At 71.3% G+C, this 22,199-nt stretch carries 17 protein-coding genes and 2 pseudogenes; 2 read left to right on the top strand and 17 right to left on the bottom strand.

The window, feature by feature from the left end; genetic code table 11:
- Positions 1 to 28: 28 nt before the first annotated feature.
- The 5 genes from ilvC to ACWCQS_RS17610 all read right to left on the bottom strand — a co-directional run bounded on the left by ilvC (position 29) and on the right by ACWCQS_RS17610 (position 8,292).
- The gene (gene ilvC / locus ACWCQS_RS17630) at positions 29 to 1,027 is read right to left on the bottom strand and encodes a ketol-acid reductoisomerase (RefSeq protein ID WP_451005243.1); all 999 of its coding nucleotides are present in this window, start codon (positions 1,025 to 1,027) and stop codon (positions 29 to 31) included.
- 131 nt (positions 1,028 to 1,158) lie between these two features.
- Entirely contained in the window at positions 1,159 to 1,683 is a 525-nt protein-coding gene (gene ilvN, locus ACWCQS_RS17625; RefSeq protein WP_055708145.1) for an acetolactate synthase small subunit, read from the bottom strand.
- 22 nt (positions 1,684 to 1,705) lie between these two features.
- Positions 1,706 to 3,553 (bottom strand): acetolactate synthase large subunit, encoded by a 1,848-nt coding sequence (locus ACWCQS_RS17620; RefSeq protein ID WP_450980438.1) that lies wholly within the window; start codon positions 3,551 to 3,553, stop codon positions 1,706 to 1,708.
- Positions 3,554 to 3,924: 371 nt separating this feature from the next.
- Positions 3,925 to 6,951, bottom strand: coding sequence for a putative bifunctional diguanylate cyclase/phosphodiesterase (locus tag ACWCQS_RS17615; RefSeq protein WP_451005242.1), 3,027 nt, complete (start codon positions 6,949 to 6,951; stop codon positions 3,925 to 3,927).
- A gap of 387 nt (positions 6,952 to 7,338) precedes the next feature.
- On the bottom strand, positions 7,339 to 8,292 hold the full coding sequence (locus tag ACWCQS_RS17610; RefSeq protein WP_450980440.1) for a 2-hydroxyacid dehydrogenase: 954 nt from the start codon (positions 8,290 to 8,292) through the stop codon (positions 7,339 to 7,341).
- Between the two features lie 76 nt (positions 8,293 to 8,368).
- Here ACWCQS_RS17610 and ACWCQS_RS17605 point away from each other — a divergent pair, with 76 nt between their 5' ends.
- Together ACWCQS_RS17605 and ACWCQS_RS17600 are read left to right on the top strand one after the other, a co-directional pair.
- Positions 8,369 to 9,367: an aldo/keto reductase gene (locus ACWCQS_RS17605; protein WP_451005241.1), complete on the top strand. Its 999-nt coding sequence runs from the start codon at positions 8,369 to 8,371 to the stop codon at positions 9,365 to 9,367.
- A gap of 265 nt (positions 9,368 to 9,632) precedes the next feature.
- Positions 9,633 to 9,794: pseudogene (locus ACWCQS_RS17600) on the top strand (PQQ-dependent sugar dehydrogenase); the annotation flags it as partial.
- 15 nt (positions 9,795 to 9,809) lie between these two features.
- Here ACWCQS_RS17600 and ACWCQS_RS17595 read toward each other — a convergent pair.
- From ACWCQS_RS17595 to ACWCQS_RS17540, 12 genes and pseudogenes are all read right to left on the bottom strand, one after another.
- Positions 9,810 to 10,028 (bottom strand): DUF6191 domain-containing protein, encoded by a 219-nt coding sequence (locus ACWCQS_RS17595; protein ID WP_451005240.1) that lies wholly within the window; start codon positions 10,026 to 10,028, stop codon positions 9,810 to 9,812.
- A 49-nt stretch (positions 10,029 to 10,077) separates the two neighbouring features.
- Entirely contained in the window at positions 10,078 to 13,119 is a 3,042-nt protein-coding gene (locus ACWCQS_RS17590) for a helix-turn-helix transcriptional regulator (protein ID WP_451005239.1), read from the bottom strand.
- 203 nt (positions 13,120 to 13,322) lie between these two features.
- The gene (locus tag ACWCQS_RS17585; RefSeq protein WP_450980444.1) at positions 13,323 to 13,514 is read right to left on the bottom strand and encodes a hypothetical protein; all 192 of its coding nucleotides are present in this window, start codon (positions 13,512 to 13,514) and stop codon (positions 13,323 to 13,325) included.
- Positions 13,515 to 13,710: 196 nt separating this feature from the next.
- A complete protein-coding gene (locus ACWCQS_RS17580; RefSeq protein ID WP_451005238.1) occupies positions 13,711 to 14,322 on the bottom strand; it encodes a hypothetical protein in 612 nt (203 codons plus the stop codon).
- A gap of 35 nt (positions 14,323 to 14,357) precedes the next feature.
- Positions 14,358 to 14,933, bottom strand: a complete 576-nt coding sequence (locus ACWCQS_RS17575; RefSeq protein WP_451005237.1) for a GNAT family N-acetyltransferase — start codon at positions 14,931 to 14,933, stop codon at positions 14,358 to 14,360.
- Positions 14,911 to 17,142: an MMPL family transporter gene (locus tag ACWCQS_RS17570; RefSeq protein ID WP_451005236.1), complete on the bottom strand. Its 2,232-nt coding sequence runs from the start codon at positions 17,140 to 17,142 to the stop codon at positions 14,911 to 14,913. The genes ACWCQS_RS17575 and ACWCQS_RS17570 overlap by 23 nt, the downstream gene beginning before the upstream one ends.
- 271 nt (positions 17,143 to 17,413) lie before the next feature.
- The gene (gene gatB / locus ACWCQS_RS17565) at positions 17,414 to 18,928 is read right to left on the bottom strand and encodes an Asp-tRNA(Asn)/Glu-tRNA(Gln) amidotransferase subunit GatB (protein ID WP_451005235.1); all 1,515 of its coding nucleotides are present in this window, start codon (positions 18,926 to 18,928) and stop codon (positions 17,414 to 17,416) included.
- A gap of 16 nt (positions 18,929 to 18,944) precedes the next feature.
- Positions 18,945 to 19,187: a hypothetical protein gene (locus ACWCQS_RS17560; RefSeq protein ID WP_323377045.1), complete on the bottom strand. Its 243-nt coding sequence runs from the start codon at positions 19,185 to 19,187 to the stop codon at positions 18,945 to 18,947.
- Positions 19,184 to 20,683: an Asp-tRNA(Asn)/Glu-tRNA(Gln) amidotransferase subunit GatA gene (gene gatA, locus ACWCQS_RS17555; RefSeq protein WP_451005234.1), complete on the bottom strand. Its 1,500-nt coding sequence runs from the start codon at positions 20,681 to 20,683 to the stop codon at positions 19,184 to 19,186. Before gatA ends, ACWCQS_RS17560 begins: the two co-directional genes overlap by 4 nt.
- A gap of 5 nt (positions 20,684 to 20,688) precedes the next feature.
- Positions 20,689 to 20,985, bottom strand: coding sequence for an Asp-tRNA(Asn)/Glu-tRNA(Gln) amidotransferase subunit GatC (gatC, locus tag ACWCQS_RS17550; protein WP_006130840.1), 297 nt, complete (start codon positions 20,983 to 20,985; stop codon positions 20,689 to 20,691).
- Between the two features lie 267 nt (positions 20,986 to 21,252).
- Positions 21,253 to 21,747, bottom strand: a complete 495-nt coding sequence (locus ACWCQS_RS17545; protein WP_451005233.1) for a cupin domain-containing protein — start codon at positions 21,745 to 21,747, stop codon at positions 21,253 to 21,255.
- A 44-nt stretch (positions 21,748 to 21,791) separates the two neighbouring features.
- Positions 21,792 to 22,106 (bottom strand): annotated as a pseudogene (locus tag ACWCQS_RS17540) (DUF4267 domain-containing protein); the annotation flags it as partial.
- Positions 22,107 to 22,199: the final 93 nt, after the last annotated feature.

Here is a 22,199-nt window from a genome sequence, read left to right as displayed (position 1 = left end):
AGCATGCCCCGGCCCCCTGACGTGAGGCTTACGCCTCCTCGTTCACCCAGCTCATCAGCTTGCGCAGCTGCTTGCCCGTGGTCTCCAGCAGGTGCTCGGAGTCCTGCTGCTTGTACTCGTTGTACCTCTTCAGACCGCCGTGGTACTCGTCCATCCACTGCTGGGCGAAGGACCCGTCCTGGATCTCGGCGAGGACCTTCTTCATCTCGGCCTTCGTGGCGTCGGTGATGATGCGCGGGCCGGTGACGTAGTCGCCCCACTCGGCGGTCTCGGAGATGGACCAGCGCATCTTCTCCAGGCCGCCCTCGTACATGAGGTCCACGATCAGCTTCAGCTCGTGCAGGCACTCGAAGTAGGCGATCTCCGGCTGGTAGCCGGCCTCGGTCAGGGTCTCGAAGCCCGCCTTGACCAGCGCGGCCGTACCACCGCAGAGGACGGCCTGCTCGCCGAACAGGTCGGTCTCGGTCTCCTCGGTGAAGGTCGTCTTGATCACGCCGGCGCGGGTGCCGCCGATGCCCTTGGCGTACGACAGGGCCAGCGCGAAGGCGCCTCCGGAGGCGTCCTGCTCGACGGCCGCGATGCACGGAACGCCGCGGCCCTCCTCGTACTGACGGCGCACCAGGTGGCCCGGGCCCTTCGGGGCGACCATGCAGACGTCCACGCCGGCCGGGGGCTTGATGAAGCCGAAGCGGATGTTGAAGCCATGGCCGAAGAACAGCGCGTCGCCGTCCTTCAGGTTCGGGGCGATGGACTCCTCGTAGACCTGGGCCTGGATCGGGTCCGGGACCAGGATCATGATGACGTCGGCCTCGGCGGCGGCCTCGGACGGCGTCACCACGCGCAGGCCCTGCTCCTCGGCCTTGGCCTTGGACTTGGAGCCCTCGTGCAGACCGACGCGGACGTCGACACCGGAGTCACGCAGCGACAGCGCGTGGGCGTGGCCCTGGCTGCCGTAGCCGATGACCGCGACCTTGCGGCCCTGGATGATGGACAGGTCGGCGTCAGCGTCGTAGAACAGCTCGGCCACTTTGGGTTCTCTCCTTGGTGTGCAGGTTGTGCGTCCCACCGTATGCCGGTGAGGGGAAGGGAAGTTTCGGGATCTCGGCATCCGGGCGGACGGCGTGTCGCCGGCCGCCCGGTTTCAGCCGTACTTCAGCTTTACGCGGATCGGTCGAGGGCGCGCAGCGAGCGGTCGGTGATCGAACGGGCGCCGCGGCCGATCGCGATCGTGCCGGACTGCACCAGCTCCTTGATGCCGAACGGCTCCAGCATCTTGAGCATGGCGGACAGCTTCTCGCTGGATCCGGTGGCCTCGATGGTGACGGCCTCCGGGGAGACGTCGACGGTCTTGGCGCGGAACAGCTGGACGATCTCGACGATCTGGGAGCGGGTCTCGTTGTCGGCCCGGACCTTCACCAGGACGAGTTCGCGCTGCACGGCCTGACCGGGCTCCAGCTCCACGATCTTCAGCACGTTGACGAGCTTGTTGAGCTGCTTGGTCACCTGCTCCAGCGGCAGGTCCTCGACGCCCACCACGATGGTGATGCGGGAGATGTCGGGGTGCTCGGTGACGCCCACCGCGAGCGAGTCGATGTTGAAGCCGCGGCGGGAGAACAGGGCGGCGATCCGGGCGAGGATGCCCGGCGTGTTCTCCACCAGGACGGAGAGCGTGTGCTTGGACATGATCTTTTTACGTCTCTCTCGCTCAGTCGTCTTCGTTGTCGCCGAAGTCGGGGCGGACGTCCCGGGCGGCCATGATCTCGTCGTTGGAGGTGCCGGCGGCGACCATCGGCCACACCATCGCGTCCTCGTGGACGATGAAGTCGATGACGACGGGGCGGTCGTTGATGGAGTTCGCCTCCTGGATGACCTTGTCCAGGTCCTCCGGGCGCTCGCAGCGCAGGCCCACGCAGCCCATCGCCTCGGACAGCTTCACGAAGTCCGGCACGCGCGTGCCCTTGGCCTCCGGGTTGATGTCGTCGGGGCCGCTGTGCAGCACGGTGTTGGAGTAGCGCTGGTTGTAGAACAGGGTCTGCCACTGGCGGACCATTCCGAGGGCGCCGTTGTTGATGATGGCGACCTTGATCGGGATGTTGTTCAGGGCGCAGGTGGTCAGCTCCTGATTGGTCATCTGGAAGCAGCCGTCGCCGTCGATCGCCCAGACCGTGCGGTCCGGCTGTCCGGCCTTGGCGCCCATGGCGGCCGGGACCGCGTAGCCCATGGTTCCGGCGCCGCCGGAGTTCAGCCATGTGGCGGGCTTGTCGTACTGGATGAAGTGCGCGGCCCACATCTGGTGCTGGCCGACGCCGGCGGCGAAGATCGTGTCCTCGGGCGCGAGTTGGCCGATGCGCTCGATGACCTGCTGCGGGGAGAGCGAGCCGTCCTCGGGCTGGTCGTAGCCGAGCGGGTAGGTGTCGCGCCAGCGGCTGAGGTCGCTCCACCAGGCGGTGTAGTCACCCTTGTGGCCCTCGCTGTGCTCCTTCTGCACGGCCTGGACCAGGTCGGCGATGACCTCGCGGGCGTCACCGACGATCGGCACGTCCGCGGCGCGGTTCTTGCCGATCTCGGCCGGGTCGATGTCGGCGTGGACGATCTTGGCGTACGGCGCGAAGCTGTCCAGCCTGCCGGTGACGCGGTCGTCGAAGCGGGCGCCGAGAGCGACGATCAGGTCGGCCTTCTGCAGCGCGGTGACGGCGGTGACCGCACCGTGCATGCCCGGCATTCCCACGTGCAGCGGGTGGCTGTCGGGGAACGCGCCGAGCGCCATCAGGGTGGTGGTGACGGGCGCTCCGGTGAGTTCGGCGAGGACCTTCAGCTCTGCGGTGGCGTGCGCCTTGATGACGCCGCCGCCGACGTAGAGGACGGGCCGCTTGGCGGAGGTGATCAGCTTGGCGGCCTCGCGGATCTGCTTGGCGTGCGGCTTGGTCACCGGGCGGTAGCCGGGCAGGTCCATGGTGGGCGGCCAGGAGAAGACGGTCTTCGCCTGGAGGGCGTCCTTGGCGATGTCGACCAGGACCGGGCCGGGGCGGCCGGTGGAGGCGATGTGGAACGCCTGCGCGATGATCCGCGGGATGTCCTCGGCCTTGGTGACGAGGAAGTTGTGCTTGGTGATCGGCATGGTGATACCGACGATGTCCGCCTCCTGGAAGGCGTCGGTGCCGATCGCCTTGGACGCCACCTGGCCGGTGATCGCGACCAGCGGGACGGAGTCCATGTGGGCGTCGGCGATCGGCGTGACCAGGTTGGTCGCACCCGGGCCCGAGGTCGCCATGCAGACGCCGACCTTGCCGGTGGCCTGCGCATAGCCGGTGGCCGCGTGGCCGGCGCCCTGCTCGTGGCGGACCAGCACATGACGGACCCGCGTCGAGTCCATCAGGGGGTCGTACGCCGGCAGGATCGCGCCGCCGGGAATGCCGAATACCGTGTCAGCGCCGACCTCCTCGAGGGAGCGGATGAGGGACTGCGCACCCGTGACGTGCTCGACGGGGGCGGACTGCTGTCCTCCGGATCGGGGCCGCGGCTGCGGATGGGCCCCGGTGGCCTGCTCGGTCATCGGCATTCTCTTCTCGATGCTGAGGGTTTTTGCGAGGTTTGTACGGAGTTCACGCGCTGCACGAAAAGCACTCGTGCAACAAAAAACCCCTCGTGCCGCAAGGCAAGCGAGGGGAGCGCGCCGGTGAGGTCGCTGGGGTTGCCGGATCGTCCTCCGGTGGGTCCCAGCTCAGCCGACGCGCTGTCCAAGTACGAGAATTCGGGTGCGCATGGCACTGACCCTCCCCCTGACGCGCACCACGTGTCAAGTGGGTGGGACGGGAGTCTCAGAATGTGAACGAAGGGCACTGCCGCCTCCGAAGACAGCCGTAACACCCCCTGTGTACACCCCGGAGCGCCCCTTCGGCTCGCTCACACCTTTCCATGGCGCGTTCACCTCCGGGGCGCTCCAGTCGGTGTCGAGACCGCGACCGTGCTCAACCCTTCGGGCCTCCGCGCGCTCGCGCCCTCGACACCGACGCGCCCCTTCGGTTCACTCGCGGTCCCCGCGAACGCCGGCTCGGCCGGTGCGTGCGGCACCGGGTAGTGGCCGGATCCGAGCACCCGGCGCAGCCGGTACTCGTCCAGCGGCCCCGCGAACGCCATGCCCTGCCCGTGCGTGCAGCCCATCGCGCGCAGCGCGACGACCTGCTCCGGCAGGTCCACGCCCTCGGCCACGGACTGCAGCCCGAGATCCCCGGCGATCCGCAGCAGACCGCTGGTGATCTTGTGCAGCCGCGCGGACTCCACGACGCCCTCGACCAGACTGCGGTCGAGTTTCAGGACGTCGACCGGGAGCCTTCTGAGCGCCGTGATGGCCGCGTAGCCGCTGCCCAAGCCGTCCAGCGCGATCCGCACCCCGAGCCGGCTGAGCACGGTCAGCCGCCGCTCCAGGTCGTCCAGGCAGACCCGCGGATCGGTGTCGGACAGCTCCAGGAGCAGCGCGCCGGGCGGCAGCCCGTGCCGGGTCAGCAGCGCCTCCACGGAGCCGAGCGGAATCGAGCGGTCCAGCAAGCGCCGGGCGCTCATCCGGACGGCCACCGGTACGACGGTCCCGGTCGCGGCCCGCTCGGCGGCCTGCTCGACGGCCGCCTGCAGGATCCAGCGGTCCAGCTCGGCGGTCTTGTCGCCGTCCTCGGTCACCCGCAGGAACTCGGCGGGGGTGAACAGCACCCCCTGTGAGGAGCGCCAGCGCGCCTGCGCCGACACCGCCGTGATCCGGCCGCCCTCCAGGCACACCACCGGCTGGTGCAGCAGGGCGAACTCGCCGTCGTGCAGTGCGGCGCGCAGCCGGGTGGCCAGTTCCGCCTTGCGTACGACGTCCTGCTGCATCTGCGGCCTGTACAGCTCGACCCGGCCCTTTCCGGCCGCTTTCGCGCGGTACATCGCGAGGTCGGCGTTGCGCAGCAGCTCGCCCGCGCCGAGGCCCGGTTCGGCGAAGGCGACGCCGATGGAGGCGTTGACCCTGACGTCGCTGCCGTCGATGGCGTACGGCTGGGAGAGGGTCACCCTGAGGCGGTCGGCGAGCTCCAGGATGTTCCGCTCCCGGGCGGCACGCTCCCGGGTGCCGTCCCCGGTGATCAGGGCCGCGAACTCGTCGCCGCCCAGCCGGGACGCGGTGTCCCCCTGCCGGACCGCGTCCTGGAGTCTGCGGGCGGCCTGGACGAGCAGCTCGTCCCCGGCCTGGTGCCCGATCGTGTCGTTGACGGCCTTGAAGCCGTCCAGGTCGATGAAGAGCACGGCCGTGCCCCGCAGGGCGGCCCCCCGGTCGGTGGCGCGGCGGCCGGACAGGGCCTGCTGCACGCGCCGTGTGAACAGCGCGCGGTTGGGCAGGTCGGTCAGCGGGTCGTGCTCGGCGTTGTGCTGCAGCTGCGCCTGCAGGCGGACGCGCTCGGTGACGTCCCGGCTGTTGAAGATCAGGCCGCCGTGGTGACGGTTGACGGTCGACTCGACGTTGAGCCAGCCGCCGTCGCCGGACCGGAAACGGCACTCGATGCGGGTGGTGGGTTCCTCCAGGGGGCTGGCGGCGAGGAAGCGGCGCACCTCGTGCACCACGCACCCCAGGTCCTCCGGGTGGATGAGGCCGGCCAGTTCGGTCCCCACCAGTTCCTCGGCGGAGCGGCCGTAGACCCCGGCGGCGGCCGGGGAGACGTAGCGCAGGACGCCGTTGGGCGCGGCGATCATGATCACGTCGCTGGAGCCCTGCACCAGGGAGCGGAAGTGGTTCTCCTTCTGCGCCAGTTCCTGGGTCAGGGTGATGTTGTCCAGCAGCATGATGCCCTGCCGGATGACGAGGGCGAGCACGACGGCGCCCGCGGTGATCAGCACGACATGGTCGGGTCGGCGCCCGTTGAGGACGTTGTACAGGATGCCCAGGGTGCACACGGCGGCGGCGAGGTACGGGGTGAGGGCGGCGAGGGAGCCGGTGAGCGGCCGGCCGGCCGGATACCGGCTGTGATCACCTCCCGGGGCGGGCTCGGACACGTGGTGGTGGCCGGTGCCGCGCTGTCCGGGCACGTGCTCGTGGACCACGCGCGTGTGCCCGTCCGGTACGTGGGCCTCCGCCGCGCCCTTGCGGCGGGGTGCGGCCCACGGGGCGTAGGCGAGCAGCAGCGAACCGGCGAACCAGCCGGCGTCCAGCAGCTGTCCGGAGCGGTAACTGCTGTGCAGCAGCGGCGAGGTGAACAGCGCGTCGCACATCACGGTCAGCGCGAGCGCGCCGATCGCCGTGTTCACCGCGGTGCGGTTGCCCGGGGTCCGGCGGAAGTGCAGCGCGAGCACCATGCTGACGAGCGCGATGTCGAGCAGCGGGTACGCCAGCGACAGCGCGGTGTGCGCCACGCTCGGTCCGTCGAACCGGGCCGCCTGGGCGAGCGCCAGGCTCCAGGACAGCGTGAGCAGGGAGCCGCCGATCAGCCAGGCGTCCAGCGCCAGGCACATCCAGCCGGCCTTGGTCACCGGCCGCTTGGCGAGCACCAGCAGGCCCACGATGGCCGGCGGGGCGAAGCACAGGAAGAACAGGTCCGCGTAGGAGGGGCTGGGCACCGGCCGGCCGAGGACGACCTCGTACCAGCCCCAGACCGCGTTGCCGAGGGCCGCCATCGCGGAGGAGAGGGCGAACAGCAGCCAGGCCGAGCGGAAACGGACGCGCCGGTTGCGGGCGTACAGGAAGCACGAGACCGAGGCGGTGCCCGCCGCGGCGCTCAGCCCGAAGTCGCCCATGATCAGTGCCACTTCGTCCGTACCCCAGTCGAACGCGGCCCCGACGGCGTAGGCCGCGCAGACCAGGGCGAGAACGAGTTGCTCCATCGTGCGTGTGCGTTCACCGGCGGCCGGCCGCCGGGGCAGCTTTGCCTGCTGCGGATGCGAGGCGCGCACGGCTGCGTCGAAGGCGGTCGTCACCGAGGGCGGCGCGCTCACCGGGGCCTCCCGGTGAGCGCCGCTCCCGGGTCCCGACGGTCCCGGTGGGCTGGATGCGCATGCCTCCTGCGGCCGCTGTGCCTGCGCTGCTGATGGCTGTGGTGGCTGGTGTGGTGGCCGCGTCTGCGCGCGGCCGTGCGCCAGGGCCGCCGTCGGCGGCTCCGCCGCGTCGGATCGCTCGTCCATAGGCCGTGCATCGCCCGTCGCCCCCCTCACAAATCTGAAATGTCCATCCCCGGCGCCGAACGGTAGGCGGCGCAGCCCCTGTCCGGGACGATACACCAGGTTCGTCACTCAGGGACATAGCTTCTCTACGCTCCGTGACGACCAGCGGGGATGCGGGTACGGGCCGCATCCGAGGGGTTGCGGAGGGTGCCGAAACCGGGATTACGCGCCCGTCGTCAGGATCACGTTGCGCAGGGGCTCGTGGTTCACGAACCGGGTCAACTGGTCGACGAGCAGTCGCTTGGCTCGCGGCAGGAAGGCGGAGCTGGGTCCGCCCACATGCGGGGTGATGAGCACGCCGGGGGCCTGCCAGAGCGGGTGTCCGGCCGGCAGCGGCTCGGGATCGGTGACGTCCAGGGCGGCGGTGACACGGCCGCTCTCCAGCTCCGCGAGCAGCGCCTTCGTGTCGACGACGGGACCGCGCGCCACGTTCACGAGCAGCGCCCCGTCCTTCATCCGGGCGAGGAACTCGGCGTCGACCAGCCCCCGCGTCTCCTCCGTCAAGGGCGTGGAAAGGATCACGACGTCGGCGTGTGGAAGCAAAGAAGGCAATTCGGTGAGCGGATGCACCGGACCGCGCGCCGTGGTGCGCTCAGAGCGCGCGACGCGCGCCACCCGCGCGACCTCAAAAGGCGCGAGCCGGTCTTCGATGGCGGCGCCGATGGAGCCGTAGCCGACGATGAGGACGGACTTGTCGGCGAGGGCCGGGTGGAAGGCGCTCTGCCAGCGCCCGTGCTCCTGGGCCCGGACGAAGCCGGGGATGCCGCGCAGGGAGGCGAGGGTCAGGGCGAGCGCGAGTTCGGCGGTGCTCGCCTCGTGCACACCGCGCGCGTTGCACAGCCGGACGCCCGGCCGGATCGCGGACAGCCGCGACATGACGTCGTCGACTCCGGCGGTGAGGGTCTGGATCACCTGGACGTTGGTGAGCCGCTCCAGCGGACGCACCCTGACCGGCCACGGCTTCATGTACGGCACCACGTACAGGACGCAGTCCGCCGGGTCGCCGGGAAAGGGCTGGTCACCGTCCTCGCCCCCGTCCCAGAACAGGTACCGGGGCCCCTCGGGCAGCCCCTCGATCTCGTCCGGCGCCATGGGAAGCCACACGTCAGCACTCATGCCATGGAGGCTATGTCAGGTACGCGCGCGTGCAGAGGTTAGGTTGGGGTCCGGGCAGAGGGAGGTTCACGAGCAGGTGGAGCGCAGGACGATCGGCGCGGGGGCACTCGCGGTGGGGGCCGTCGGACTCGGGTGCATGCCGATGAGCTGGGCGTACAGCGGGTCGCGGCAGCGGGGCGACGAATCGCTCAGGACCGTGCACCGGGCGCTGGACCTGGGCTCGACCCTCCTGGACACGGCGGACATGTACGGCCCGTTCACCAATGAGCTGCTGCTGGGCCGGGTGCTGAAGGAGCGGCGTGCGGACGCCTTCGTGTCCACGAAGGTGGGGCTGCTGGTGGGTGAGCAGCACATCGTGGCCAATGGCCGCCCCGGGTATGTGAAGCGGGCCTGTGACGCCTCCCTGCGCCGCCTGCAGACGGACGTGATCGACCTCTACCAGCTGCACCGCGCCGACCCCGAGGTGCCCGTCGAGGAGACGTGGGGCGCGATGGCCGAGCTGGTGCGGGCCGGCAAGGTGCGGGCACTGGGCCTGTGCGCGGTGGGCGCGCGCGGCGGCCGCCGCTCCGGGGCGGGGCTGCACGACGGTACGTTGCGCCAGTTGCAGCGGGTCCAGCAGGTCTTCCCGGTGGCCGCGGTGGAGGCGGAGCTGTCGGTGTGGTCGCCGGAGGCGCTCCGGGCGCTGCTGCCGTGGTGCGAGGGGCGGGGCGTGGGTCTCCTCGCGGCGATGCCGCTGGGCAACGGCTTCCTGACCGGCACGCTGACCCCCGGCGAGGGTTTCGAACCGGACGACCTGCGGGCCCGCCACCCCCGTTTCACGGCGGAGATGATGGCGGCCAACCAGCCGATCGTCGCGGGCCTGCGCCGCATCGCCCGCCGCCACGGCGAGCACGTCACACCGGCCCAGGTGGCCCTGGCCTGGGTCCTGGCACAGGGCCGCCATGTGATCGCCCTGCCGGGCGCGAAGCAGGAACGCTGGGCCATGGAGAACGCGGCGGCGGGCGACCTGCGCCTGACCGAGGAGGACCTCGCGGAGATGGCACGGCTGCCGGCGGCTCAGGGGTCCTGGGACTGAGGGCCTGACGGGATCGGTGGTGCCGGGGCGGGAACCCGGGTGGGCGGTGTATGAGAACGTGCACCCGGTGGTGGACGACCGCCTCGAAGGGACCGTGATCGTGCAACGACGAGCTGTGCCGGCCGTGTTCGCCGTGGCCGCCCTCCTGCTGACGGCCGGCTGCTCCTCGGGCAGAGGGGGACCCCTGGTCGGCCCTCCCGGGAGGACGACGGCCACCGGTACGACACCGGGCACGGCCCCCTCCGGCCGCGCCACCGAGCCGGTGGCCGCGGCGGCACCGCAGGCCTTCCTCACCGGAGAGTACGGCCGGCTGCGCACGGTGATCGCGGCGGGCGGCGACAGGGCATGGCTGGTGACGAGCAACACGGACGGCCGGGGCCGGCCGACGAAGGGGGACGACCGGGTGCTGGAGGCGGAGGTGAGGTAGCGCTCGCCGGACGGTTCACGCGGCTCCGGGTCCCTCCTCCGGGCTCTTCTGCGGCTCCGTCTCGGCCGGTGACGGCTGCGGCAGCCGTATGACCGCCTTCCCGGAGGACAGGTCTATCGGGCCCCGTCCGGGGTCGTTGTCGCCGACGTCCTCGCGGGTCAGCTCCAGGCGGTTCTGTTCGTCCCGGGTGTGTTTGCGGCCGGGTGCGAACAGTTCCTCGAAGGCGTTGAACACAGCCCCTCCCCCGCTTTCTCCCCCTTGCGGCTTTTCTCCAGCGTAGGTCTCAGCCCGCGCTTCCGGCAGTGAGCGTCTCGGCCGGGAACAGTCCCAGCCGGTGCGCCATCGCCGCCGCCTCACCCCGGCCGGAGACGCCGAGCTTGCTCAGGATGTTGGAGACGTGGACGCTCGCGGTCTTCGGGGATATGAACAGCTCCTCGGCGATCTGACGGTTGGTGCGGCCGGCCGAGACCAGGCGCAGGACGTCCCGCTCCCGGCTGGTGAGCCCGAGGGCCGCGGCCGGATCGGCGGAGGCGAGGGCCTGCCGGGGCGCGCGGGTCGGAGTGAGGCGGGCGCGCTGGGCGAGCCGGGCGACTGCGTCGGCGAGGGAGCGGGCGCCGAGGTGGGCGGCGACGGCGGCGGCCAGCCGGAGCAGTTCCGCCGCGCGGTCGCGTTCGTCGTCGCCGCCGTCGGCCAGGAGCGCCCCGGCGAGGCGGTGGCGGACCCGGGCGAGCTCATAGGGGCGGTCCAGGCACTCGAAGGCGGTGACGACCGGCGACCAGTCGTCGACGGTGTCCGTGCCCTCCGCGCGGCGCAGCTCGGCACGCGTCCACTGGTCGTACGCCTGCCAGAGCGGGACGCCGGTGGCGAGACCGCGCACGGCTTCGCGCAGGCGGTCGAGGATCTCGGCGCGGCCGGGCTCGGCGGCGGGCAGGGTGCGGGCCTCGGCCTCCGCGGTGGCGGCGGCCCGTAGCAGCGGCCAGCCGTAGCGGTGGGTGCCGGGTGGGAAGCCGTCGTCCAGGGCCCGCAGCAGTTCGGCGCGGGCGTCGGCGATACGGCCCTCCTCGGCGGCGACGCCGAGGGCGACCCGGGCCAGGGGCAGGACGTGCTGGGGCATGGGGTCATGGCTGCCGTAGTGGGCGCGGGCGGCGGCCAGTTGGCGGCCCGCCTCGGCCAGATCGCCGCGGGCCAGGGCAAGGTGCGCCAGCCGCAGGGCGCCCTGGCCGCGGGGCTTGGCGCTGTGGCCGACCCGGGTGGCATGGCCGGCGGTCTCGGCGGCCTCCGCCCAGTCGCCGAGCGAGTAGAGCGCCTCGGACAGGTTTCCCCGTATCCAGGTCTCGGAGTCCAGCAGTCCGTGGGTCCGGGCGAAGGCGATGCCCTCGCGCAGAAGGGGGACGGCCTCCCGGTCGCGGCCGATGCCCTGCAGCTGGGAGGGCAGGTTCACATAGGCCCGGCCCGCGACCTGGTGCACACCCTCCGCGAGGGTGTCCCGCAGCACCTGCCGCATCTCCGCCAGGCCGTTCTCGGTGTCGCCCGCGTCCACCTTGAGGCAGCCGAGGGTGAGCCGGGCGTGCAGTTCGATGTCGCGGGCGCCGACCATGCGCGCGTACTCCACGGCCCGCTCGGCGGCGGCGAAGGCGTCGGGTCCGGGCCGGTGCAACATGGACCAGTTGGCGGCGAGGGCCAGCACCTCGGCGTGCACCTCGGACGGCGGCAGGCCGCGCACCAGGTCCTGGGCGGTGGCCAGTTCCTGCCAGCCGTCGCCGCGGGCCTGGGCCTGGACGAGCCGGGAGCGCTGCACCCAGAACCAGGCGGCGCGCAGGGGGTCCGGGGCGTCCTCCAGGAGGCGCAGGGCCCGCTTGGTGATCTTCAGCGCGCGTTCGCGTTCTCCGCCGAACCGGCCCGCGACGGCGGCCTCGGCCATCAGATCGAGATAGTGCAGCGGGGCGGTGGCCGGGTCGCAGCCGCACGGCGGGTAGACCTCGGTGTAGTCCACCGGGCGCAGGGCGGAGCGCACCTCCTCCGGGACGCCGTCCCACAGCTCCATCGCCCGCTCCAGCAGCCCGAGTTGCTCGGTGTAGGCGTGCCGGCGGCGGGCCACGACGGAGGCGTCCAGGACGGCGGGCAGGGCCTTGGCGGGGTCGTGCGCGTGGTACCAGTAGCTGGCCAGGCGCATCACGCGGGCGTCGGCCGGGACGAGCGTGGGATCGGCCTCCAGCGCCTCGGCGTAGCGGCGGTTGAGCCGGGAGCGTTCGCCGGGCAGCAGGTCGTCGGCGACGGCCTCGCGGACCAGGGAGTGCCGGAAGCGGTAGCCGTCGCCGGCCGGGGTGACGGTGAGGATGTTGGCGCCGACGGCGGCCCGCAGCGCCTCGATGAGGTCGTCCTCGCCGAGCTGGGCGACGGCGGCGATCAGCCGGTACTCCACGGTGGAGCCGCCCTCGGCGACGATCCGGGCGACCCGTTGGGCGCTCTCGGGCAGCGCCTCGACGCGGACCAGGAGCAGGTCGCGCAGGGAGTCGGTGAGGCCGGTGCAGCAGCCCTCGCAGGCGGCCGCGGCCAGTTCCTCGACGAAGAAGGCGTTGCCGTCGGAGCGTTCGAAGATCTCGTCGACCTGTGCGGGGTCGGGTTCGGCGGCGAGGATGCCGGCGATCTGGCGGCCCACCTCCTCGCGGGTGAAGCGGGCGAGTTCGATGCGGCGGACGGTGCGCAGCCGGTCGAGTTCGGCGAGCAGGGGGCGCAGTGGATGGCGGCGGTGGATGTCGTCGGAGCGGTAGCTGGCGAGGACGAGGAGCCTGCCTGCCCGCAGGGTCCGGAAGAGGTAGGCGAGGAGGTGGCGGGTGGAGGCGTCGGCCCAGTGCAGGTCCTCCAGGACGAGCACGACCGGGTGCTCGGCGGCGACCCGTTCCAGCAGCCGGGCGGTGAGTTCGAACAGGCGGGCCATGCCCTGCTCGTCGTGGCGGCCGGCGCCGGCCTCGCCCAGGTCGGGCAGGAGCCGGGCCAGTTCCTCCTCCTGCCCGTGGGCGGCGGCGGCGAACTCCTCGGGCAGGGCGTCGCGCAGGGCGCGCAGCGCGGTGGAGAAGGGCGCGAACGGCAGCCCGTCGGCACCGATCTCCACACAGCCGCCGACGGCGACGACCGCGTGCGGGCCGGCGGCCGCGGCGAACTCCTCGACGAGGCGGGTCTTTCCGACTCCGGCCTCGCCGCCGAGCAGCAGCGCCTGGGGCTCGCCGGCGCGGGCGCGGGCGAGCGCGTCGTTCAAGGTGTCCAGCTCGTCGGTGCGGCCGACGAACACGGGACTTACGGACCTGGTCTCCACGGGCCCGAGCATCGCACGAGGTCCGGACGGCAGGGCAGCGGTTTTCCACAGGTTCGGTGCGATCGTCGTACCGGTGATCGGAACGGTTGTGGAAACAGACGGAAGGGTCGTACGACTGGGGTGGACAGTCGTACGACCCTGGTCCGGCAGGTGCGGATGGCGGCCAACCCCCGTACGGCCGCCATCCGTTCCGGGGCCCTGCGTCGGTCCGGTGTTCACGCGGTGCGCGGGATCCGGTGCCGGCGGGGCCGGTCGGTATGGGACTCGGCGACCGCGCTGTCACGGCCGGCGGACCCCTCGCGGCGGGCGGCGCGCCGTGCCCGGGCGGCCTCGCGGGCCAGGCGCTGCTGCTCGGCCTCGAGGATCAGCTGGGCGGAGCGCATCTTGTGGTACTCGATCTCGATCATGACGTGTCCTTCGAGGAGAGTCGGTGTCGTGTGTCGCTTTCTGCGATGCCTCCACCTTCGTCTCCCAGGGGGGTGCGCCACATCGGGAGAGTTCCGCATCTTCGGGCGGCGTACGGGCCGCACGCGCGCGTAAGGGGCCTTAGGGAGTCCGTGAGGTGCTCTCGGATTCCCTAAGGCCCCTGGGGCCTGTGGGTTCTCAGCCGGTCGAGGGCAGGGCGAGCAGGGCGTCGGAGTACTTCAGGACGGCCAGCAGCAGGCCGATGACACCGAGCGAGACGCCGGCCCACGCGACCGACTTGATCCAGGGCGCCTGCGGGCGGCCCGGGGTGCCGAAGGCGGGCCGGGCGAGCACGACGACACCGGTGAGCAGGGCGGCCAGCGCGAACAGGCCGGCCCACAGGGCGGTGCTGTGCCAGGCGTTGCCGTAGACCGCCTTGATCTGGGTGGCGACGCTCGCGGTGGAGGAGGTGCGCAGCTGACCGACGAGCTGCTCGCGGGCGCCCGCGACGGTGCCGATCCAGCCACCGCTGAGCGAGACGAAGCCCAGCGCGGCGGAGACGACGGCACCGGCGCCCTGACCGACCCCGGAGGGCACCTTCTCCCGCGCGGGTTCCTGTTCCCCGGACTCCTCCTCGACGGCGTCCGCCTGCCCGGCGGCCTCCTCATCGACGGCGTCCGCCTTCCCGGAGTGCTCCTCAAGAGCCTCCGCCCGCACGCTGTCCTCCTCGGTGGTGGCGGCTCCCACCGCCGTGTCGTCGCCCTGCGCCTCGGTGCCGGCCGTGGCGCCTTCCTCTGTCTTCGTAGCCATGCCCGGCACCGTACGGACCCTGTCTGAGAGGTGTCTTAATGATCGTTGTGGGCGGCACGCGCGCGTACCGCACGCCATTCGGGGGCGAGCACCGACCAGATCTCGGTGCTGGTGCGCACGCCCCGGTGCGGGTAGTTCTCACGGAGCACGCCCTCGCGGGTCATGCCGAGCCGCCGGGCCACGTTGATGCTGGACTCGTTGGCCGAGGAGGCGTACCACTCCACGCGGTGCATGCCGCGCTCCTCGAAGGCCCAGTCCAGCAGCACCCGCATGCCCCGGGTGACCAGCCCGCGCCCGGCCGCCGCGGGCTCCAGCCAGCAGCCGGCCTCGCACACCCCGCTCGGGGTGTCCCACACCCGGAACAGCAGACCGCCGACCAGCTTCCCGTCCAGCCAGATGCCGTGCAGGCTGCCGGCGTCGGCGCCGCGCTTGTCGGCGTAGGACTTCAGGTAGGCGCGGGCGGAGTCCGGGTCGGTGATCACGTCCGGCAGCCCGATGTGCCGGCCGATGAACTCCCGCCCCCGGTCGATGTTGGCGAGGAGCTCCTCCGCGTGCCAGACCTCCAGGGGCCGCAGCTCGGCGCCGTCGTCACCCAGGGATATCGCGTACATCGCGCTGCTCTTCCTTCCGCAGTTCCTCCACCGAGACCCTGCCGAGCCTCTCATGCGCGGCGCGGCACTCGGGCGGCTCGATGCTGACGTGCGGCAGGCGCTGTTCCAGCCAGGCGGGCAGCCACCAGTTGGCGGCGCCGAGCAGATGCATCAGCGCGGGCACGAGGAGGGTGCGCAGGACGAAGGCGTCCAGGGCGACGGCGGAGGCGAGCGCGATGCCGAACATGGCGATCACGCGGTCGCCGCTGAGCACGAAGGCGAGGAAGACCGAGATCATGATGACCGCGGCGGAGTTGATGACCCGGCTGGTCTCGGCGAGGCCCACGCGGACGGCGCGCCGGTTGTCGCCGGTCTCCAGCCACTCCTCGTACATCCGGCTGACCAGGAAGACCTGGTAGTCCATGGAGAGTCCGAAGAGCACCGACACCATGATCACGGGGAGGAAGGGCTCGATGGGCCCGGCCCGGCCGAGACCGAGCAGTTCGCTGCCCCAGCCCCACTGGAAGACGGCGACGACGATGCCGAACGCGGCGGCCACGGCGGCGATGTTCATCACGGCGGCCTTCAGCGGGATGCCGAGCGAACGGAACGCGACGAGCAGCAGCAGGCAGCCGAGCCCGATGACCGCGCCGACGAACAGCGGCAGTTTGCCGATGATCACACCCGCGAAGTCGTCGTAGCCTGCGGTGACCCCGCCGACCTGAATGTCCAGAGAGGTGCCGGTCTCCGCCCGCGGCAGCACCTTGGTGCGCAGCCGGTCCACGAGGTCACTGGTCTGCTGCGACTGCGGCGCGGAGTCGGGGACGACGGTGAGATAGGCGGTGCCGCCGCCGGCGGCGTAGGTGGCCGGGGTGACGGCGGCGACGCCCCGGGTGGTGCGCAGGGTCTCGTCGAGGTTGTCCAGGGCGAGCCTGTCGTCGGCGCCGTCCACCCGCGTGACCAGGGTGAGCGGTCCGTTCACTCCCGGTCCGAAGCCGTCGGCGAGCAGGTCGTAGGCCTTGCGGGTGGTGGAGGTGCGCGGGTCGTTGCCCTGGTCGGAGGTGCCCAGGTGGAGGGAGAGGGTGGGCAGGGCGAGCAGGGCGATGACGGCGACGGCGAGCGAGCCGAGCAGCTTGGGCCGGCGTTCGACGAGCGCCGACCAGCGGGCGGCGAGACCGGTGGGCAGCTCCGGGCGCGGCCCGTGCTCGGCGAGCCGGCGCCGCTCTCGGCGGCTGAGGGCCCGGGGGCCGATGTACGACAGCAGGGCGGGCAGCAGGGTGATCGAGGCCGCGACGGTGAGCAGGACCGTCAACGAGGCGGCCACGGCGACGCCGTTGAGGAAGCTCAGCCGCAGTATCAGCATCCCCAGCAGGGCGATGCACACCGTCGCACCCGCGAAGACGACCGCGCGTCCGGTGGTGGCCACGGCGTTCACGGCGGCCTCGGTGACGCTCAGGCCGCGTTTCAGTCCGCGCCGGTGTCTGGTCACGATGAACAGCGCGTAGTCGATGCCGACACCGAGGCCGATGAGCATGCCGAGCATGGGTGCGAAGTCGGCGACCGTCATGACGTGCCCGAGCAGCCCGATGCCGGAGTAGGCGGTGCCGACGCCGATCAGGGCGGTGGCGATGGGCAGGGCCGAGGCGGCGAGCGAGCCGAAGGCGACGAACAGCACGACGGCCGCGACGAGCACGCCGACCACCTCGGCGGTGTGCGCGCGGGGGGACGCGGTGAGTCCTATGGCGCTGCCGCCCAGTTCCACCTGGAGCCCGTGGCCCTCGGCGGCCTTGGCGGTGCGCACCACGGCCTGCGCCTCGGCCTTGCCGATGTGCTCGGCCTCCTGGGTGAAGGTGACGGTGGCGTAGGCCGTACGGCCGTCGTCGCTGATCCGGTGTGCGTCCTGGCGGCCGTACGGGCCGGTCACGGAGGCCACGCCGGGCAGCGAGGCGATCCGGTCCAGGGTGTGGGTCATGGTCTGCTCGACGCCGGCGGCGCGGACGGTGCCGGTGCCGGTGTGCCAGACGACGGTGTCGCTGTCCCCGCCCAGGCCCGGAAAACCCTCCTTGAGCAGCTGTGCGGCGCGACCCGCCTGGGTGCCGGGGACGTCGTAGGCGTTCGAGTACGACGAACCGGCCACGGCGGCGGCCGCGGTGACCCCGCCGAAGGCGAGGAGCCACAGCAGCACGGCGATCAGCCGATGCCGGACACACCAACGGGCGAGGTCTGCCACGGACGTGCTCCCAGGAGATGATTTGTGGATCTTTGATCGGGAACGATCGTCCATAAACTGAACAGCCCGCAAAGAACGCATGAGCAATCGCCAGACACTCTTGCAGGCGAAAATGATCGTTTGTCGTGATCGTGGGCTTATTCACAGGACTGGGAGCGACATCACAGGACACTCCGGCGAACTCTGTCGCCTCATAAGGTTCTTGTAAGCGAGCGAGGGGCAGTACACCGGGTTCGGTGCACTGCCCCTCGGATGGTTCCCGCGGTGTCGCTCAGCCCTCGCTGACGCCCAGCTTCTGAAGGATCAGCTCCTTGACGCGGGCCGCGTCGGCCTGCCCCCGGGTCGCCTTCATGACCGCGCCGACCAGGGCGCCGGCCGCGGCCACCTTGCCGCCGCGGATCTTGTCCGCGACGCCCGGGTTGCCGGCGATCGCCTCGTCGACGGCGGCAGTCAGCGCGCCCTCGTCGGAGACGACCTTCAGACCGCGCTTGTCGACGACCTCGTCCGGGGTGCCCTCGCCCGCGAGGACGCCCTCGATGACCTGCCGGGCCAGCTTGTCGTTCAGGTCACCCTTCGCGACCAGCTCGGTGACCCGGGCCACCTGCGCGGGCGTGATCGCCAGCTCGTCCAGCGCCTTGCCGGACTCGTTGGCGCTGCGCGCCAGTTCGCCCATCCACCACTTGCGGGCGGAGGCGGCGTCGGCACCGGCGTCGATCGTGGCGACGATCAGGTCCAGCGCACCGGCGTTGATGATCGCCTGCATGTCGGTGGCGGAGATGCCCCACTCGGCGAGCAGCCGGGTGCGGCGGGCCAGCGGCAGCTCGGGCAGCGCCGCGCGGATCTCCTCGACCCACTCGCGCGTGGGCGCGACCGGCACGAGGTCGGGCTCCGGGAAGTACCGGTAGTCCTCGGCCTCCTCCTTCGTCCGGCCGGAGGTGGTGGAGCCGGTGTCCTCGTGGAAGTGCCGGGTCTCCTGGACGACCTTGCCGCCGTCGTTCAGCACGGCGGCGTGGCGCATGACCTCGAAGCGGACCGCGCGCTCCACCGAACGCAGCGAGTTGACGTTCTTGGTCTCGCTGCGGGTGCCGAACTTGTCGGCGCCCTTCGGCATCAGCGACAGGTTGACGTCGCAGCGCATCTGGCCCATCTCCATGCGGGCCTCGGACACGCCGAGGGCACGGATGAGCTCGCGCAGCTCACGGACGTACGCCTTCGCCACCTCGGGGGCGCGCTCGCCGGCGCCGACGATCGGCTTGGTGACGATCTCGATGAGCGGGATGCCGGCGCGGTTGTAGTCCAGGAGCGAGTGCTGCGCGCCGTGGATACGACCGGTCGCGCCACCCACGTGGGTGGACTTACCGGTGTCCTCCTCCATGTGGGCGCGCTCGATCTCCACGCGGAAGGTCTCGCCGTCCTCCAGCTGCACGTCGAGGTAGCCGTTGAAGGCGATCGGCTCGTCGTACTGGGAGGTCTGGAAGTTCTTCGGCATGTCCGGATAGAAGTAGTTCTTCCGGGCGAAGCGGCACCACTCGGCGATCTCGCAGTTCAGCGCGAGACCGATCTTGATCGCCGACTCGACGCCGGTCGCGTTCATGACCGGGAGCGCGCCGGGCAGGCCGAGGCAGACGGGGCAGGTCTGGGTGTTCGGGTCGGCGCCGAGCGCCGTCGAACAGCCGCAGAACATCTTGGTCTTGGTGCCGAGTTCGACATGGACCTCAAGGCCCATGACGGGGTCGTACGACGCAAGCGCGTCCTCGTACGACACCAGGTCGGTCGTGGTGGTCACGGTGAAAACTTCCCTCTCAGCCCAGCAGGACGTCGTCGTCGCCCAGCCGCTTCAGCTCGCGGTAGAGGATCGCGAGGCCGGTCACGATGGCCACGGCCGAGACCGTGGCGTCGATCAGCCGCAGCGTGTCGTGCTCGGCTCGGGCCTTCTTGATCTGCTTGGCGACACCGACCGCGCCGAACGCGGTGGTGGCCATGGACAGGTACGTACCGGACTTGGACTTCTTGAAGCCCTTGGCCTTGGACAGTGCCTTGCTCACAGCGACGGAGCCTCCTCCAGCAGCGGGTGACCCCACTTTTCCACGAAGGCGGCCTCGACGGCGGCGCCCACCTTGTACAGGCGGTCGTCCTTCATCGCCGGGGCGATGATCTGCAGGCCCACCGGGAGGTTGTCCTCCGGGGCGAGTCCGCAGGGCAGGGACATGGCCGCGTTGCCCGCCAGGTTGGTCGGGATGGTGCACAGGTCCGCGAGGTACATCGCCATGGGGTCGTCGGCGCGCTCGCCGATCGCGAAGGCGGTGGTCGGGGTCGTCGGCGAGACGATGACGTCGACCTGCTCGAAGGCCTTCTCGAAGTCGCGCGTGATGAGCGTGCGCACCTTCTGGGCGGAGCCGTAGTACGCGTCGTAGTACCCGCTCGACAGCGCATAGGTGCCGAGCATGATGCGGCGCTTGACCTCGGGGCCGAAGCCGGCCTCGCGGGTGAGGGAGGTGACCTCCTCGGCCGAGTGGCTGCCGTCGTCGCCGGTCCGCAGGCCGTAGCGCAGCCCGTCGAAGCGGGCGAGGTTGGAGGAGCACTCGGACGGCGCGATCAGGTAGTACGCCGACAGGGCGAGGTCGAAGGACGGGCAGTCCAGCTCGACGATCTCGGCGCCCAGCTCCTTCAGCAGCTCGACCGACTCGTCGAAACGCTGGATGACTCCGGCCTGGTAGCCCTCGCCGCGGAACTGCTTGACCACGCCGACCCGCATGCCCTGCACGCTGCCGTTGCGGGCGGCCTCGACGACCGGCGGGACCGGGGCGTCGATGGAGGTCGAGTCCATCGGGTCGTGTCCGGCGATCACCTCGTGCAGCAGCGCCGCGTCCAGGACCGTACGGGCGCAGGGGCCGCCCTGGTCGAGGGACGAGGAGAAGGCGACCATGCCGAAGCGGGACACCGCGCCGTACGTGGGCTTGACGCCGACCGTGCCGGTGACGGCGGCCGGCTGGCGGATGGAGCCGCCGGTGTCGGTGCCGATGGCCAGGGGCGCCTGGAAGGAGGCGAGCGCGGCGCTCGATCCACCGCCGGAACCGCCGGGGATCTTGGTGAGGTCCCAGGGGTTGCCGGTCGGCCCGTAGGCGCTGTTCTCGGTGGAGGACCCCATGGCGAACTCGTCCATGTTGGTCTTGCCGAGGATGACGACGTCAGCGGCCTTCAGCTTCTTGGTCAGGGTGGCGTCGTACGGCGGAATCCACCCTTCCAGGATCTTCGAACCGACGGTCGTGGGGACGCCCTCGGTGGTGAAGATGTCCTTGAGCGCAAGGGGCACGCCGGCCAGGGGGCCGAGCTTCTCCCCTCGCTCCCGCTTCTCGTCCACGGCGCGGGCCTGGGCGAGGGCGCCCTCGCGGTCGATGTGCAGGAAGGCGTGCACCTTCTCGTCGACGGCCTCGATCCGGGCGAGGTGGGCCTCGGTGACCTCGACGGCCGTGAGCTCGCCGGAGGCGATCTTCTCGGCGATCTGCGCGGCGGTGAGCTTGATGATGTTGCTGTCCGTCATGGTGGTCACTCCTCCCCCAGGATCTGCGGCACCTTGAAACGCTGCTGCTCCTGTGCCGGGGCGCCGGAGAGCGCCTGCTCGGGGGTGAGCGAGGGACGGACCTCGTCCGCGCGCATGACGTTCGTCAGCGGGAGCGGGTGCGAGGTCGGCGGTACGTCTTGGTCGGCGACCTCGCTGACGCGGGCGACCGCGCCGATGATGTCGTCCAGCTGTCCCGCGAAGTGGTCGAGTTCTTCGGGCTTCAGCTCCAGACGCGCCAGCCGGGCGAGGTGGGCGACCTCCTCGCGCGTGATGCCAGGCATGCAGCGATCCTCTGGGGTGAGTGTGTGTGGTTTGGGCTGGGGCTAGTCGTCCCGTTCCCGTCGTCCGCCCGAGGGCGGGTCGCGCGGGGTCTGGTGCGTGCGATCGCAAGGCGCCGGAGCGTCCTCGTGGCGGAGCCACGTGGACGATTCGGCAACGCGGCGAGCGTGCGTGCCAGGCGTCGCGCGACAGACGGGAACGGGACGACTAGCCCCAATCCTATGGGGCGGGGGCGGGTGGCCGTGAAACGGTTTCCCCGGCCCCGCGCGTCAGCCCCGGCGGCCGTCCCAGACCTCGCTCTTGAGGAAGTGGTTGTCGTACCGGTCCTGCACCTCGAGGATGCTCTCCGGGCTGGCCTCGCCGAGGCGGATGCGCTGCAGGTGGCGGAAGTACTCGAAGCGCTCGATGCCCGGGGTGAAGACGATGAGGATGTCCGCCGGGGCCTCCGGGACGGCGGCGAAGGCGTGCGGCTTCCGAGGCGGGACGATCACGAGGTCACCGCGCTCCGCGGTCACGATGTCGTCACCGGAGAGGATCTCGGCACACCCGTCGAGCAGGTAGAACATCTCCGCCCCGTTGTGGTGGAGGTGAGGCCGCGCGCCGTCGGCACCCGCGGCCAGGGTGACGCGCACGGTGGACAGCGCCCCTCCGGTCGCACTCTGGTCGGCCAGCAGCTGGACGCCGACGGGTGCGCCCCCGACCACCTCGGCCTCGGCGCCGCGCACGATCACGGAATCGTCGAACTTGGGCACGAACAGCGACATGATGCGTTCCCTTGTGTTGTGGTCGGACCGCTGTGTTGTGGTCGGACCGCGAAGAGCAGTCCGGCGCTGGTCAGTACGACGATCGCGGTGGCGACGTGGATGCCGAACGCGACCGCATTCGTCCCGCCGCGGCGCAGGACCATCAGGGTGTCGACGAGCGGGACGAGTGCCACGCAGACCATGAACCACGCCTCGGCGCGGGCACCGACGGCGGCCAGTAGGACCAGGCCCGGCAGCCCGAAGGTGCCGTCCCTGAGGCCTTTGACCGCCAGGTGGGCGCCGGCGTCCCCCCGGGGGTCGGCTGCGACGCCGTAGCCGGCCGCGGCCGGGCCCGGCTGGAACCAGAACCGGTAGCCGAGGGTGTGCTAGCGGTGCCAGGAATGGGGCCAAAGCTGGCAGAGCGCCGATAGATTGGCTAGCGCTGATAGAATTTCGGGCGTGGCTGTCCTCTA

Source organism: Streptomyces sp. NPDC002076 (assembly GCF_053593835.1).
Note: the sequence above shows the minus strand (reverse complement) of the source record. Positions and strands in the feature narration are given on the sequence as shown.